Consider the following 14,354-nt stretch of genomic DNA (forward strand, 5'->3'; position numbering starts at 1 on the left):
GTCTCAAGGTTTTTTTAGCTCTCTTTCTGCTATCGTCATCGCGGAAGCTTGTGGGAAACCCGATGAACGAGACCGACCCCACGCGCCGCTTTTCGGCCGATGCGGTGCGCAAATTCGACAGTCCTGCCGAGAGCCCCACGCCCGGCGGCATGAACAGTGTTGCCCGCCAGGTCGCCTCGCAATACCGGCGCGATACGATGTCGCCGGTCATGGTCAGCGGCGTATTGCGCATCGTCGAATTCGGCTTGCTGTTCCTGTCGGGGCTCGCGCTCTACTTCCACTTTGTCGGCTTCTTCAACTATCTCGCCTGGCAATATCCGCTGACCATTGCCGCGGCGTCATTCGTGGCCGTGGTGCTGCTCGACGTCAGCGATTGCTACCAGATCTCCGCCTTGATGCGACCGATCTCCAATCTCGGCCGCGTGCTGATGGTCTGGGCCGGCACCTTCGCGCTGATGGCGCTGACGGCCTTCATCATGAAAATGTCGGAGGATTATTCGCGTCTGCTGTTCGGCACCTGGTTTGTCGTCGGCCTGCTTCTGCTGTTCGGCCTCAGGCTGGTGATGTCGAAGCTGATCCGGCGCTGGGCGCGCAACGGCCGCATGGAACGCCGCGCCGTCATCGTCGGCGGCGGCAAGGCGGCCGAGATGCTGATCCGCTCGGTCGAGAAGCAGCCAGACAACGACATCCGCATCTGCGGCATCTTCGATGACCGCGGCGACAAGCGCTCGCCGCCGATCGTGGCCGGCTATCCCAAGCTCGGCACCATTTCGGAGCTGATGGAATTCGCTCGCATCGCGCGCATCGACATGCTGATCGTGTCGCTGCCGCTGACTGCCGAAACGCGCGTGCTGCAGCTGCTGAAGAAGCTCTGGGTGCTGCCGGTCGACATCCGGCTCTCGGCGCATTCGAACGCTTTGCAGTTTCGCCCGCGCGCCTATTCCTACATCGGCTCGGTGCCGATGCTCGATATCTTCGACAGGCCGATCAACGACTGGGATTCGGTCGCCAAGCGCGCCTTCGACATCGTCTTCTCGCTGATCGGCATCATCCTGTTCTCACCGGTGATGCTGGCGACTGCCATCGCCATCAAGCTCGACAGCAAGGGGCCGGTGCTGTTCAAGCAGAAGCGGCACGGCTTCAACAACGAGATCGTCGAAGTCTACAAATTCCGCTCCATGTACACCGACCGCTCGGACCCGACCGCCAAGCAGACGGTGACCAAGAACGATCCGCGCGTCACCCGCGTCGGCCGCTTCATCCGCAAGAGCTCGATCGACGAACTGCCGCAGTTCTTCAACTCGCTGTTCGGCACGCTGTCACTGGTTGGCCCGCGCCCGCATGCGATTGCCGCGCAGTCGCACAACCTTCTCTACAACGAGGTGGTCGACGGCTATTTCGCCCGCCACAAGGTCAAGCCCGGCGTTACCGGCTGGGCGCAGATCAATGGCTGGCGCGGCGAGATGGACACCAATGAGAAGATCCGCATGCGCACGGAATACGACCTCTATTACATCGAGAACTGGTCGATGCTGTTCGATCTGCGCATCCTGCTCATGACGCCGCTGCGGCTGCTCAACACGGAAAACGCCTATTGAGCGCGATTTCCCATGATGTGCCGCAGGCTGCGGTCAATGCCAAGCTGATCGCGCTGATATCCTCGGGCGCGGTGTTTTTCGGCGTCTTCCTGTCAGGCTTCGTCATCGACGAGCCGGCGCCTTACGATCTTTTCATGGTCGGGCTGATCGCGGTGTGGGGGCTGTTTGGACTGCGCATATCGCGTGCCGCCGCGCCGCTGCTCGTGCTGCTGATCACGATGAACATCGGCGGCATGATTGCCATGACGCAGATGGCCGATCTCGCCAACACACCGCTCTATCTCGCCGTGTCGCTTTTTCTCGCTTTCACCGCGGTGTTCTTCTCGTCGGTGACTGCGGTGCAGCCCGGCCTCTACCGGCTGATCTTCATCGCCTATGTCGTCTCCGCGGTGGTGACCTCGCTGCTCGGCATTGCCGGCTATTTCCACGCTTTCCCGGGCGCTGAAATCTTCACCAGATACGACCGCGCCCAGGGCGCCTTCCAGGATCCGAACGTGTTCGGGCCGTTCCTGGTGCTGCCCGGCATCTATCTGCTCTATCTCCTGTTGACCGGCTCGATCGCGCGCATGCCGCTTCTGGCGGTGCCGCTGCTGATCATCACCGCCGGCATTTTCTTCTCCTTCTCGCGCGGCGCCTGGGGCATGTTCGCCGTCTCGGCCATCCTGCTCACCGGCGCCCTGTTCCTGCAAAGCAACAGCGGCAAGTTCCGGCTGCGCGTCATCATCATGAGCATTGCCGCCGTCACCCTGCTGGTGGTCGCCATGGTCGTCATCCTGCAGCTGCCCGGCGTCGGCGAGATGTTTTCCAGCCGCGCCCAGCTCGAACAGAGCTACGACACGGCGCGCCTTGGCCGTTTCGCCCGCTACACGATCGGCTTTCAGATGGCGCTCGAACATCCGCTCGGCATCGGCCCGCTGGTGTTCGGCACCATTTTCGGCGAAGACACGCACGACATCTGGCTGAAGACGCTGATGGATTATGGCTGGCTCGGCTTCGTCTCGTTCCTGTCGCTGACGCTGTGGACGATCGCCGCCGGCTTCCGCATCCTTTTGCGCGACCGGCCGTGGCAGCCCTATCTGCTCTGCGCCTACGTCGCTTTCATCGGCAATATCGGGCTCGGCACATTCATCGATATCGACCACTGGCGCCATGTCTACCTGCTGCTCGGCCTGATCTGGGGCGCGATCGCGCTGGAATACAGGCATCAGCGCGGGTTGCGGGCGGTGGCGCAACCGAGGTAGCCGAGTAATCCTGAAGGACAGGCGCACGCCAATACCGGGGTTGTGCAGGCCATCGCAGGCTTTGATCTGCTTGCTTCCACCTCTGGTCTAATTGAGCACGTTTGCCGGCGGCGCTTATGTTGTGATGGTGGGAAAACGTCTCTAAACGCGACTGACAAAATTCGAATTGAGTTGGCGTGCTTGCCGGGCTGGATAATATTCCACGTTGGTGGGCGCCACTAATCTGACGGGCGTGGTTATGCTGAGGGAAAGCTATTTCGAATTCATGCTGCGCTGGTACGCGTATCGGCGGTGGCACAGGCCCCCGCGGCGTGTGCGGCAGGCCGAATACGACTTCCATCAGCTTATGAAAAGGCTTCCCGCCGATAGTCTGTTCATCGATCTCGGCGCCAACATTGGCGACGTCACGGGACATGTACTAGCCTATGGAATGCGGGTGATTGCTTTCGAGCCTGACCCTGTTGCTCGCCAGATTTTGACGAAAAGGTTTGGCAACAACGACCGGGTGACGATCATTCCGAAGGCTGTTGGTGGATCAGCGCGAGCGGCCACATTCCATCAGAGGCCGGACGTCAGCGATCTCCGCAGGACCGAATCGTCGTCCCTGATCCAGACACACGAACACACGAACGGGAAAAGCTTTGAAGTTGAGGTGGTTGACCTGGTGCAGTTCCTGCAAGGTCTCCATGAGCCGATCGCCATCGTCAAGATGGACATAGAAGGGGCCGAAGCGGAATGCATCGAAGCCATGCTGGACGCCGGCGTTCACCGTTCGATTGGACAAATCCTGGTCGAGACACATGAACGGTTCTCGCCAGACCTGGCCGACCGGATCGGCAAGCTGCGGGGCCGGATCGCGCAGGAAGGCATCCGCAACATCAATCTGGATTGGAGCTAAGTATCGGCTCGGCCTTGAGCGTGCTAGCCGGAGGGCATCAACCAGCGGGGCAATAGACTTATCGAGGAAGATTGGCGGGAGGAACCGCGTCCGGCGGAGCGTCAAGTTCTATCTGGCTATGCCAGCTACCCGTTCGGGGTATTGCACGGCCAACATCGAATTGTCCGCATGGCTGGCAAAGATGGCGCTGACCTTTTCGGCGTCGAACCGCGCCCGTCGCTTGCGCTTCTCGTCGTTCAGCAAAATCCCGCTGATGGCGTCGAACTTGCGGCCGAGGTTTTTCAATATGCCTCTCTTGATCGGCCAGTTGCTGTTGAAACGGCCGGCCCAGGGCGTGCCTTTCGCCAGATCACGATAGATCGCCATGGCGCCGACCTCGACACCGATCGGCGGACGGTCCCAGGGCTTGCCCCAGGCGAAGTGGCGGGCGTAGCAGCGGCTGAAAGAGATCTGGCTGGTGTAGTTGGTCATCACGTTCCAGAACGGGTGCATCGTCTGCCACCTGCCCTCGAAAGCCACGTTCAATGCACCTTGATCCATCCCGTAAACCTGCTCGGAGGCCAACTGCCGGGTACGCTCCAGAAGCCCCTCCTGCCTGACCAGTGGCATGTTGAACACCAGCACGCCGGCATTGAACTTCGGCGCGCCTGGCTGCATCGGCAAATGCTGTCGATACTTTACGTCGAAATAGGTCTGCTCATCGTGTGCGGCCAGCAGCGGAGCGTTGAGCGGGACGTTGCAGAGGTCTTCTATCGATCTGTTGAAAAGCACATCGGCGTCGGAATAGGCGATGCGGTCATATGGTTCGAACTCCGGCAATTGATCGGCAAACAGCCTGATGTAGGTCGCAAGGGTTGGGTGCGTTCCGCGGTTGAAGTTTGTCGCTTCCATGAATTTCGTGACATCCAGGATGCGGATCTTCCCACCGAGCAGACGCTCTCCGATAGCTCGGTCTTCGCTGGAGATGACACCGGTGTGCAAAATAAAGCCGTCGAGGTGGTCCGACACATTCAGCACGCGGCGCGCCGCCAGGCTGGCATACGGGAAATACCTCTGGTCGGTGGCGAAAAAGAAACACGAATTTTGCGACATGCTACAACCTGTTGCCTGACCCACTCGCGAGAGCTCCGTTGCGGCTCTCAGGCGAAACCACCGAGTACTTCCGGAAACTGCACAGCCATAGCCCCGGCGTCAGCATGCTCGGCATATATCTTATGCACCTTGCTGCCGTCGTACCGTGCGCGCCGCCGATACCGATCCTTGTTCGGCAACATCCCCATGATACCGTCGAACCTGCGGGCGTACCGCCTCATGACGCCCCGCTCGAAGGGAATACGCTGCCGGAAGGGCTCAAGCCATGGCGTATCCCTTGCCAGATCGCGCCAGACGGCAAGCGCCTCAGGCTCCACATCGACCTGGCTTCCCCAGGGCTTGCCGCCGGCGAAATGCCGCGCATAGGCTTGGGCGAAGCGGAATTCCTTCGTATCGTTGGACATCAAATTCCAGTTCGGGTGCATCGTCTGCCACTTACCCTCGAAGACGATGTTCAGCGCGTTCTGATCGTTCATCTGCCCGGCAACGGCGACATCCCTGGCGCGGTGCAAAAGTCCCTGTTCACGGACCGGCGGCATGTTGAAGACGATGATGCCGGCGTTGAAATAAGGCGCCCCCGGCTGCATCGACAGTTTGTTCCGATAGCCCGGGCGGAAATACATGTAATCGTCGTGAGCGGCCAACAACGGAGCATGAAGTGTCTGGCCCACCAGGTCGGCGATATCTCGATTGAACAGAACATCGCAATCGACATGAGCGATGCGGTCATAGTCCGCGAACTGAGGCAGTTGGTCGGCGAAAAGCCGAACAAAAGTGCCGACATTGCTTGGCCGGAAAGTATGGCCAGCCTCCGCAAACAGCCCCGAAACGTCCACTATGCGAAGACGGTTAGTCAGCAGGCGTTCAGCAACACGCATATCGGCATCGCGTGCGCCGACATGCAGGATGAATCCCGGTGTTGCCTCTCCCGAAACATCCAGAATTCTGCGCGCCGCCAAGCATGCATACGGAAAATAATTGGCGTCGGCCGCCAGAAAAAAACAGGAATTTGCCACGCGCAATCCTTCGTATCGATACTGCGCGAGCCATATCGCCTTGGCATTGCGGCGACAAGGCCGAATGCTGGCGACTTTCAGGCCCGGCGCGCCGTTTTAGCGCTTGCACCATACCCCTTGAAAATATATGGCTTTGCGCGGTCCGGAGTGTAGCGCAGCCCGGTAGCGCACTTGACTGGGGGTCAAGGGGTCGTCGGTTCGAATCCGGCCACTCCGACCAAATAAAAGCAAGGACTTACCCCCAAAGTCCCCCTTCCCGCAAAGTCGTGGTATTGGCCTCAGGGTAACTCCTGGGGTATCAGAAACCTGGTGGGCGCGGATTCGGCTCAAAGAAAATCTGTCCCGCCAATCGGCTCAAGATTCGCTTGGACTGAGCCGACCCCCACGGGATATCTCGTTAGGCCTCGTTATCAACGGAGGCCCCTTATGCAAAAACAATACCGCACCTCGCGTGAAGTTCGCGCACGCTACGGCGACGCCAGCGAAATGAGCTTGTGGCGTTGGCTCCGCGATCCCAAGCTCGATTTTCCTAAGCCCTTGATCATCCAGCGCCGCCGGTTCTGGACCGATGAGCAGCTTGACGAATTCGACGCTCGCCAGCGCGAGGTCGCATAAAATGGAAAGCCTCGAAGAATTCAAAGGGCGTGTTGTTGCACACCTTCGTCAGCATCTGGTTCACGCTTTGGTGCACGGCAAGGACATCCTTGATGAGGCGAACCGGTTTCCCGTGGTTCCGGAATCCATCAGGCATCAGGCCGTTTATGAGGCTGAACAAGAGGTGACCGAATTCACCTTGGGACGATTGAAAGCCCAGTGCGCCCTCGAAGGCTTCAGCAAGGTGTTGCGGCCGGAACCGGCTGCCCCTCGCAGCCGGCCAATCGGGGAACATGATCCGTGTCCATTCTGATGCGCGTCGATCATGAACTTGTCGAGATCGTCGCCGTCCAGGTAGTGAAGCATTTCCGCGATCTCGACAGGCCGCTGCTGCCATCCATCCGCAGGCGCTTCGGCCTCGATGACATCCACGCAATTGCCGCCATCCGCCGCGCCGCCGAGATCCGCGCCGAACAGGTGAAGGGGGCTCGGTGATGGGCACCGGTACGAAGAGCGGCTCGTCAAGCGTAGCCGGCGCTAAGAAAAGGCTTTGGCTGAAGGCGTGGGTTCCCCACCGCCTGGAGATGCTGATCAGCCCCGCCTGGACACATGCGCCGCAGCCTCTACGGCGGATCCTGGAGCGACTGGAGGTGGAACATCTTCGCCACGGCGGCCAGCACAACGGCTACCTTCATGTTGCCTTTTCTCAGTTTGTCCTGGCCGGCGTTTCCAAGCGAACGATCCGACCATCGATCGACCTGGGTCAAGCCCTTGGTCTTCTCGAATGCGTTCCCGACGATGAGCCAGCGGGCGACATCCGAGGCCCAAATCGTTACCGGCTTACCTACGTGCCGGCCAAAGGCCAGCCTTTTCCGACCGACGAATGGAAGAGAGTGACACAGGAACGGGCCGAAAAAATTCTCAAGCAATTTCGAGCTTCATCTGACGGCCAGAAAAGCCAGCAGAAGGCAAACGAAAAGGCCGCCTGATATGTGGATCAAAAAACAGCTTCCCAGTTCCCTTTCCCGCATCTCGTCGGTTCCCTTTCCTACATCGAAACGGGGATTGCCGGTTCCCTTTCCTGACCGCTGCCCAGTAGTCGATAGGGAACTGTCTCTTATAGCTCGGGGGGGAATGTCATGAAGCCCGATCTTCCTCTCTTTGAATGGGCGGCCCGGCCGTGCCAGATCCTTGCCTTTCCCCTAGCGCGCCGTGTCGGCAAGGTCCGCGACGTCGCCGCCAAGCTGTCAGGGAAGACGACAGAGAAGCATGCCGCCTCCTACCGGCTCCAGGTCGATGTTGGCCTCAGAACGCATCTGGCGAAGACACGCCTGAGGCCTGAGGCCATAGACGCCGAGGTGGCCGCTTTCTGGTCTTCAGTCAGGATTGAAATGCAGCGCATCGCCTTCCGCGATCATGGCAGGGGAGGCGCGACACCATAGAAAAAATCGAAAAATCAGAAATCAGAAATCAGAAATCAGAAAATCAGAAAATCAGAAAATCAGAAAATCAAGAAAAAGGAGCGGATGGATTATGAAAAATGAGCAAGATAAAGACTGGCAAAAATACGAAATCGGCGGCGCTGGATAAATCCAAAATCTCGGTCGCCAAGACGGCGAAGGAGAGGAAGAACGAATGGAAGGAGCGACAAGAAAGAGGCGAGGCCGTGTTTCCCCTGACCCTGAAGGTCGCAGAGGCACGAGACGCTTTTCTTGCTGCGGGCGTATTGCCGGAATGGGACAGCGAGGACCCCACGAAAATCGCTGAGGCTGCGTCGCGCATCGTGAAAATCGTAATCGATTGGTTGCTACAACGCAGTGATCAATTACCGTTCGCTCATGGTCGAAGCAGTCTCGGACCAGGCCTTTGGTTTCGATCTGGATTGTCGGGCAAATCTCCAGATGGGCGATTGCGGAACGCGTTCCAAGCCAGTCATTTAGGGTTTGCTATGTCGGAGCCTCAGCTAATCGGAGGCTCCCAAATGAATGTTCTGAATGACCTTCTCAATGGCAACGATCTTGATGCTTTTCTGAAACTGGCGCGGTTGTTGACAAAGGCCGATAGCCATGTCGGCTCCTCCCGCACGGATGAACGTGAATTTCTTGAGGACGTCGCCGCAGTCATAAAGGCGGCAGTTCAAAAGGAAACCAAAACTCTCACCAACCGCGTGACTTTGCTTGAGGTTGCTGCCAGCGCGCAGAAGAGCGCGAAACCAATCGCCAAGATGCGCACTGCCAAGGTGAAGTTGTGATGACCAATCCGCAAGCTCTACGGTTTTGTGAAGATGCGTTCCGAAACGTCGCTACGCACGTTCTCAGTGATTATGAGAACTACCTCAAGAAGCAGGGGCTTAGTGAAAGCGAGGCGGTTGAACGTCTCTGCGTGTATCGCGCACAGATGGAGGGTTGGCTAAAGCGATCCATTGACGCGGCTAAAAAGAGGTTCCCGGTACATTAATTACACCTTGGCGGGAATTTATTCCTCCTTCCTTTGGCCATTTGCCACCGCGCCGTGACGCCGCGCGGTGGCCGCTCTAGGAGGGGTCGGGGGCATGAAAGTGTACTCAGTAGCGGACACTGGACGACCCCAATTGGTACCCGCCGCAGGATTTTTTTCCTATGACAGGATTTTGGCCCAGGCGATTTATTTCCTGATTAGCGTTTCACAATGAGGATTTGAGATGGCAAAAACCCAGACAAACCCTGGAGACCTCGGGATCCCGTCAGGTCTCAGCCGGCCGGAAAAGCGCATGTTTCGTCAGCTTTTCCAGGCATTTTTCCCGGAGTCTAGCGCAATTTCGGCCGCTGACGCCATGGATTTGGAAATGATCGTGGCTACCGCTAGTCGGATCAGATCGCTGCGGCGACTTTTTGCCGAACAAGTAAGAATGAGCGTCGCAGACGAGATCTTGAGCGGTGACTCGCTAGGGGTCTCGCGGGAGTTAAACTCCGTGACACGGCTTCATGCCGATCTCAGCAAAAAGCTTCGTTTACTGAATCGTTCTGCTGCTTAGGAGACTTCGCGGCCTAGATTCGATTGGTACGAAACTCTGACCACCACTTCCCCGGTGGTGTTAAATCGGTATCTTTGTGCGGTCGGTCGTCGGGCGGGATAGAGCTACGTGAGTGGTCCAAAGCTAGTCCAAGTTTCACAAGATTTGTGGGAAATGCCAGAACCGCTTGGTATCTTCGCCGGGGAACTGTTGCGGCGTGGCAGGGCCTACTACCAGGCTTTCAAATTACTCTCCGAGAACGACCAGCCCGACCTTCGATTTCCAACCTATTTTCTCCTCGCTCATTCGTTCGAGGTTGTCCTCAAATCGTATCTGGTAGCAGTGGGAACCCCAAAGAAGGCGTTAAACAGGAAGCCCTTGGGCCATGATATCGGATCGATCTACTCCGAGTGTGAACGGAACGGCCTGACCGTAGCCCACCCACTTGTTCGACCGCTTGCAAATCAACTGACTGAGATCAACTCCGACTATGACCTTCGATATCCTTCAGGCTATCACCTGCCAATTGCTAAGCCATCAGAATGCATGCCTCCTTGCGACGCGCTGATTAGTGCCGTGTCCACAACAGTTGGGCGAGCTAAAGCTCAGGCCCAACTACAATATGCAACGGATACTCGGCATCTTCAGGGAAGCAAAGTGCGCTGGTGCGACTAGCGACGGCCGATTTTCTAGCCGATACTCGATTGTAAGGCGGCGATGTTCAATGGAAGAATAGAGGGTAGTGATACGGTCCCGGCCTTCCGCGACGCCTTCAAGTCCAAGCGCTGCCTGATCCCTGCCGATGGCTTCTACGAGTGGACGATATCGCCAGCCGACGGCAAGAAGGACCCTTGGCACATATACCAGCCAGGCCACGCGCCTTTCTCGTTCGCCGGCCTTTGGGCTTACAATTCCAATCTTGACATAACCAGCTGCACCATCATCACAGAGCCTGCCGCAGAACCGATGAAGCAGTTGCACGATTCGACAGCCTCTCATTCTAGACCAGGCATACTATGACGCCTGGCTGGACCCGGCGACGCCCAAGGACAACCTCAAAGACATTCTCAGCCACGACATCGACGGTCAGCTGCAGTTCAATCGCGTTGGGCGTGAGGTGAACACGAGCGCCGTCAACAAGTTGCCCAACGACCATCCCGGCCTGGTCGGGCCGATCAACCCGCTATGAGCGACGAACGGGCCGGCTTGCCGAAGGCATGACAGCACCCCAGCGCGATTCGGCGACGCGTCGACAATCATGCGTGCGAGCATCTCGGCTGCGGCAAGGATGCTGGGTTCGGATTTGCAAAGCCGCGTCTGGCGTCGCACTGGTTCTGCATGGAGCACCGCGGCGAAGGCGAGCGATATCTTTAGGAGGTTTCAATGTCGGAAAACGTGCTGCCCACCCAAGCCAGGCCGAAGTTGATTGTGATTGTTGCCTGTGATCGAGGCCAGGATGGGCGATCTGTTCACAGCCTATGGTCCAACCGATCAGCAGAGCGAAGAACGCGCGATTTGTACTGCCAAGGGCCTATCATCCAGCCATGTCGGCGTCATAGCCTGGAGCCGTGATGCAGACCCGGCGCTTGGTGATTACGGGCCGCCCACCACGCTATTCGTCAGCGGTGACGTGCCGGATATGGAATGATCAGAGGTCAAAGAGATCAGTCCGTCCAAGGCCGATCTCGTCGACTTTTTCGCGTAACAGGGCGGGAACTGAGCGAAAACACTCGAAGGTTCTGTGCCGTTTCTGTGCCAGATGAGGGCTGGGTAGCTCTGACGCCAAGAAAACCCGCCGTGAGCGCGCAACAGCGGGTTTTCGTAGTCACGGCTACATCCAAAGAATCGACCGCTTGAGGTAGAAATGTGTGGTTGTCGCTGCGGTTCCATACAATTTTAGTTAGCTGGGCCAGATGCCGACGTAAAAAAGCCCGTCGCCTTAATTGGCCACGGGCTGGAGCTATGGGGTTGGGTCAGGAGGGCAAAATGTAGACCCGACAACACGATGCGCCACGCCTCATGATCGAGGTCTTAACCGAACCGCGACAATTCGAACGATCTTGTCGACCTGTGGATAACTTTGCTGACGCCGGCTCATCGGCAGGGAGAAGACGTGATTTGACCTTGGCCGCGCGGCGCTCACGATGCGACGGCTTGGGAGGGCGCGAGATGCAAGTATGCAAAGACATGATTGTGGTGCCGCCGATCGGCGCACATTTCGAGACGCCGGAATTCCTCGCCGAGATCAGCGCCCTGCTTGATGAGGCCTATCCCGACTACGATTTCACGATCACCACCATAAGCAAGTTTCGGGATGACAGCTTCGTGTTGATCCCGATGCTCGGCAGCGTCGGTGGTGAAGGCTCCGTTTTGGCGGCTTACCCGGATATGACGGCAATGCAGGAGATCGGCCTTTTCCTGTTCAAGCACATTCATCGGCCATCGCCGTCGCGACATTAGTGGCCGCACGTCGGCCCAATCACCATGAATTGCCTTCGCATCAAAATCCTTGTGTGAAATGGTAAGGCATTGAGCCGCGTTGAGGGGCCGGCGATGCCGTTGGAACGTTACCGTGGGGTATTCGAACCCGAGGATCTGGACTTGCTCCAGAGGGTGCTCGACAAACTGTGCGGCGAGCGCGGGATCGCCCGAGACGACAGGGAACAAAGGGAAGCCCTGGCTTGGGGAGTCATCCTCCTTTTTCAGAATGGGATTGCCGACGAGGCGGAACTGCTGCAGACGTGCAGGTTGCGCTGAACGCTAATGCCCGTCCTTAAGAAGCCGTGCCTCACGAAGTAGGGAATTCCAGTCGGTGCCCATCAGTTCGATAAGCTGACGTGATTGCTCTACCGAAACACCTGTTTCTTTCGCCAATCCTGCGGCGAGTGCTTCCACCTCAATTCCTTGACGCTGTTTTTCCATAAGCCTGCTCCGCAACCAGAACCGGTGTGCGGCAACAAGGTTCCCTCCGTCTCACCATCTGCCTTGTCGGCTAGTCCTTTAGGGCGTCCGCGTCGCTATTGTCGTCACGCTGACGTTGACGAAGGCGCCTCAGCAGTTCGCGTGAGGCTTGGATCGCCCTGCGCGATTGATCCATATTCTGGCGAAACGTGGCGCGTTCCTCCATGGACTTCTGCCACTTCAGCAAGGTGGCCGTCGTAGTCGCAGCGGCTGCGCGAGCGATATCTATGGGCGTTGTAACCATCACATCCTCCCAAAAAGGCAATGGTAAACGCCATCTTTATAGGCCCGCCGAAACCCTTTCTTCAATCAAAAACGACCATACGGGCATACGGCAAAAATGGCTATTCGGCGAGTCGCTCGACGGCGGCTTCGTCGACCTCGGCTTCCATCTCGTCGTTGATGGTCTTGGTCTTGGCAAAACCGGCCATTGGCACACCGTCAAAGCCCTGCAGCCAGGCTTCGGCATGTTCCTGCCAGTAAGCTGGCACCTCACGCTCCTTGCTGTCCTTACGCGCTTGGGCGCCGTACATCCAAGCGTAGTTGGCGCGCTCCTGATCGTTCTTAGGCACCGCCATTTGTGTCATCCTCTCGAAAGTCCTGCAGTGAGGCGTGGCGCAGGTCATCCTCGCCGCGCAGGTGCTTCACGCGGCCGATCAGCCCCGGCTTGACCCATTGCGTCGCCGGCCGCTTCATAATGCCCTCGTGCGCCGTGGCCGTCACCCGGATTCGGGATCGAGGAAACTTTTTCCAAGCTTCGCTGTTAGGGCTCCATGGCCCGCTTCTTCTTCGATCTAACCGAAAACGGAATCCCCTACCCGGATATTGAAGGCACCGAGCTTGCAAACTTGGCCGCCGCTGAAGATGAGGCGGCAAGGGCGTTGTTTGAGATCGTGAAAGACCAGATGCCGGGCGGCACATTCCGCCAAGTCGCCTTCCAAGTCCATGACGGCACCAGCATTTCGCTGTTTGAGGTGAAAGTCACGTGTGAGGTGACGCGGGCTGGACATTCCGATGACAGACCGTTGGAAGCCTGACGATTCACACCTCGAAGCGCTCGCCGGAACCAACGCCGGGCGGTCGGCGAACTCAACTACCTACGTTCATACCGACGAGACACGTCGCGTCCTAGCTGCGTCACGGAAGCTCTTGGAACAGATGGCCGAACGCGAAGACCCCAGCCGCCAGGTTAACGCGCCTTCTATTGGAATCCGCTCATCTTGACGCGAGAGCTGGCAGGTCCGTCAACCGGCTACCCGCAGAAGCAGTGCGACACCGATCCCATAAGGGATCAGCAGTGCCGCCAAGGCGACCCACAGGCCCGGATCGGCGAATACCTGCATCTGGCTGCGAAGCTGTTCCATTGCACCCAACGGCGAAAGGCCCGCTGTGTTCCAAAACTGAAAAGGCCGGCGCACTCAAGCTGGCGATGGGCATTAGGTTCCATTGCTAGATCACGAGCAAGCGCGCTTACCTGCAGCGGAACCTGACGGCCACTACGACCGTTATTCGAAAGGACAACGAAAGGAGATCGCCATCATGGACTGGAACCGCGTCGAAGGGAATTGGAAGCAATTCAAAGGCAAGGTCAAGGAGCAGTGGGGCAAGCTCACTGATGATGATCTCGACCGCATAGCCGGCAACCGCGATCAGCTCGAAGGTACGATCCAGGAGCGCTACGGCATTGAGAAGGATCGCGTGCGGCGAGACGTCGACGACTGGTATGGCCGACAAGACTCGTAGGATACGACAGTTGGACCTAGTCAAATAAAGGGCGCGTGACGAACCGCGCCCTTGTCGCCTTTTTGGCATCCGTCGTGCCGTTCGGCTCGGCCTTGAACAAGCGATTTTTGGGAACGTGTCGGCTTCCAGCCGCGTTGATCTCCACAATCGGAGATCTTAGCAATGTCCATCCACAAAGAAGACTATCGAACGAACAGGGCTGACTACCTGATAGCGAAA

At 58.0% G+C, this 14,354-nt stretch carries 20 protein-coding genes and 1 tRNA gene; 16 read left to right on the forward strand and 5 right to left on the reverse strand.

Features of this window, described 5'->3' with window-relative positions:
- Positions 1 to 62: 62 nt before the first annotated feature.
- From NKI06_RS10845 to NKI06_RS10855, 3 genes are all read left to right on the forward strand, one after another.
- Positions 63 to 1,598: an undecaprenyl-phosphate glucose phosphotransferase gene (locus tag NKI06_RS10845; protein ID WP_023689486.1), complete on the forward strand. Its 1,536-nt coding sequence runs from the start codon at positions 63 to 65 to the stop codon at positions 1,596 to 1,598.
- Positions 1,595 to 2,839 (forward strand): O-antigen ligase family protein, encoded by a 1,245-nt coding sequence (locus NKI06_RS10850; protein ID WP_352985231.1) that lies wholly within the window; start codon positions 1,595 to 1,597, stop codon positions 2,837 to 2,839. Before NKI06_RS10845 ends, NKI06_RS10850 begins: the two co-directional genes overlap by 4 nt.
- 208 nt (positions 2,840 to 3,047) lie before the next feature.
- On the forward strand, positions 3,048 to 3,737 hold the full coding sequence (locus NKI06_RS10855; protein ID WP_352985328.1) for an FkbM family methyltransferase: 690 nt from the start codon (positions 3,048 to 3,050) through the stop codon (positions 3,735 to 3,737).
- Positions 3,738 to 3,845: 108 nt separating this feature from the next.
- On the opposite strand, the gene NKI06_RS10860 is transcribed toward NKI06_RS10855, so the two are convergent.
- Complete coding sequence (locus tag NKI06_RS10860) at positions 3,846 to 4,829, reverse strand: glycosyltransferase family 8 protein (RefSeq protein ID WP_352985233.1); 984 nt, start codon at positions 4,827 to 4,829, stop codon at positions 3,846 to 3,848.
- 47 nt (positions 4,830 to 4,876) lie between these two features.
- Positions 4,877 to 5,845: a glycosyltransferase family 8 protein gene (locus NKI06_RS10865; protein WP_352985235.1), complete on the reverse strand. Its 969-nt coding sequence runs from the start codon at positions 5,843 to 5,845 to the stop codon at positions 4,877 to 4,879.
- 143 nt (positions 5,846 to 5,988) lie between these two features.
- Here NKI06_RS10865 and NKI06_RS10870 point away from each other — a divergent pair.
- The 11 genes from NKI06_RS10870 to NKI06_RS10920 all read left to right on the forward strand — a co-directional run bounded on the left by NKI06_RS10870 (position 5,989) and on the right by NKI06_RS10920 (position 11,891).
- Positions 5,989 to 6,065, forward strand: a tRNA-Pro gene (locus NKI06_RS10870).
- Between the two features lie 206 nt (positions 6,066 to 6,271).
- The gene (locus NKI06_RS10875; RefSeq protein WP_023682336.1) at positions 6,272 to 6,460 is read left to right on the forward strand and encodes a hypothetical protein; all 189 of its coding nucleotides are present in this window, start codon (positions 6,272 to 6,274) and stop codon (positions 6,458 to 6,460) included.
- Position 6,461: 1 nt separating this feature from the next.
- Complete coding sequence (locus NKI06_RS10880) at positions 6,462 to 6,752, forward strand: hypothetical protein (RefSeq protein WP_352985237.1); 291 nt, start codon at positions 6,462 to 6,464, stop codon at positions 6,750 to 6,752.
- The gene (locus NKI06_RS10885) at positions 6,740 to 6,934 is read left to right on the forward strand and encodes a hypothetical protein (protein WP_156939235.1); all 195 of its coding nucleotides are present in this window, start codon (positions 6,740 to 6,742) and stop codon (positions 6,932 to 6,934) included. Before NKI06_RS10880 ends, NKI06_RS10885 begins: the two co-directional genes overlap by 13 nt.
- A complete protein-coding gene (locus tag NKI06_RS10890) occupies positions 6,934 to 7,428 on the forward strand; it encodes a hypothetical protein (protein WP_084633883.1) in 495 nt (164 codons plus the stop codon). Before NKI06_RS10885 ends, NKI06_RS10890 begins: the two co-directional genes overlap by 1 nt.
- Before the next feature lie 150 nt (positions 7,429 to 7,578).
- Entirely contained in the window at positions 7,579 to 7,881 is a 303-nt protein-coding gene (locus NKI06_RS10895; RefSeq protein WP_023682340.1) for a DUF6074 family protein, read from the forward strand.
- A gap of 98 nt (positions 7,882 to 7,979) precedes the next feature.
- Positions 7,980 to 8,690 carry a hypothetical protein gene (locus NKI06_RS10900; RefSeq protein WP_031203758.1) on the forward strand — a complete coding sequence of 237 codons (711 nt, stop codon included), beginning with the start codon at positions 7,980 to 7,982 and terminating at the stop codon, positions 8,688 to 8,690.
- A 429-nt stretch (positions 8,691 to 9,119) separates the two neighbouring features.
- Complete coding sequence (locus NKI06_RS10905) at positions 9,120 to 9,452, forward strand: hypothetical protein (protein ID WP_352985239.1); 333 nt, start codon at positions 9,120 to 9,122, stop codon at positions 9,450 to 9,452.
- Positions 9,453 to 10,148: 696 nt separating this feature from the next.
- Positions 10,149 to 10,451: an SOS response-associated peptidase gene (locus NKI06_RS10910; protein WP_352985241.1), complete on the forward strand. Its 303-nt coding sequence runs from the start codon at positions 10,149 to 10,151 to the stop codon at positions 10,449 to 10,451.
- A gap of 436 nt (positions 10,452 to 10,887) precedes the next feature.
- Entirely contained in the window at positions 10,888 to 11,079 is a 192-nt protein-coding gene (locus NKI06_RS10915; RefSeq protein ID WP_352985243.1) for a hypothetical protein, read from the forward strand.
- A gap of 470 nt (positions 11,080 to 11,549) precedes the next feature.
- Entirely contained in the window at positions 11,550 to 11,891 is a 342-nt protein-coding gene (locus tag NKI06_RS10920; protein WP_352985244.1) for a hypothetical protein, read from the forward strand.
- Between the two features lie 300 nt (positions 11,892 to 12,191).
- On the opposite strand, the gene NKI06_RS10925 is transcribed toward NKI06_RS10920, so the two are convergent.
- The 3 genes from NKI06_RS10925 to NKI06_RS10935 all read right to left on the reverse strand — a co-directional run bounded on the left by NKI06_RS10925 (position 12,192) and on the right by NKI06_RS10935 (position 13,088).
- The gene (locus NKI06_RS10925) at positions 12,192 to 12,353 is read right to left on the reverse strand and encodes a hypothetical protein (protein WP_352985246.1); all 162 of its coding nucleotides are present in this window, start codon (positions 12,351 to 12,353) and stop codon (positions 12,192 to 12,194) included.
- A 383-nt stretch (positions 12,354 to 12,736) separates the two neighbouring features.
- Complete coding sequence (locus NKI06_RS10930) at positions 12,737 to 12,970, reverse strand: hypothetical protein (RefSeq protein ID WP_352985247.1); 234 nt, start codon at positions 12,968 to 12,970, stop codon at positions 12,737 to 12,739.
- Positions 12,957 to 13,088 carry a hypothetical protein gene (locus tag NKI06_RS10935; RefSeq protein ID WP_280940306.1) on the reverse strand — a complete coding sequence of 44 codons (132 nt, stop codon included), beginning with the start codon at positions 13,086 to 13,088 and terminating at the stop codon, positions 12,957 to 12,959. Before NKI06_RS10935 ends, NKI06_RS10930 begins: the two co-directional genes overlap by 14 nt.
- 77 nt (positions 13,089 to 13,165) lie before the next feature.
- Between NKI06_RS10935 and NKI06_RS10940 the strand changes: the two genes are divergently transcribed.
- Together NKI06_RS10940 and NKI06_RS10945 are read left to right on the forward strand one after the other, a co-directional pair.
- On the forward strand, positions 13,166 to 13,429 hold the full coding sequence (locus NKI06_RS10940; protein WP_352985249.1) for a DUF6894 family protein: 264 nt from the start codon (positions 13,166 to 13,168) through the stop codon (positions 13,427 to 13,429).
- A 502-nt stretch (positions 13,430 to 13,931) separates the two neighbouring features.
- Positions 13,932 to 14,135 carry a CsbD family protein gene (locus NKI06_RS10945; RefSeq protein WP_023673385.1) on the forward strand — a complete coding sequence of 68 codons (204 nt, stop codon included), beginning with the start codon at positions 13,932 to 13,934 and terminating at the stop codon, positions 14,133 to 14,135.
- Positions 14,136 to 14,354: the final 219 nt, after the last annotated feature.

Source organism: Mesorhizobium sp. M0772 (assembly GCF_040320135.1).
Taxonomy (GTDB): Bacteria; Pseudomonadota; Alphaproteobacteria; order Rhizobiales; family Rhizobiaceae; genus Mesorhizobium.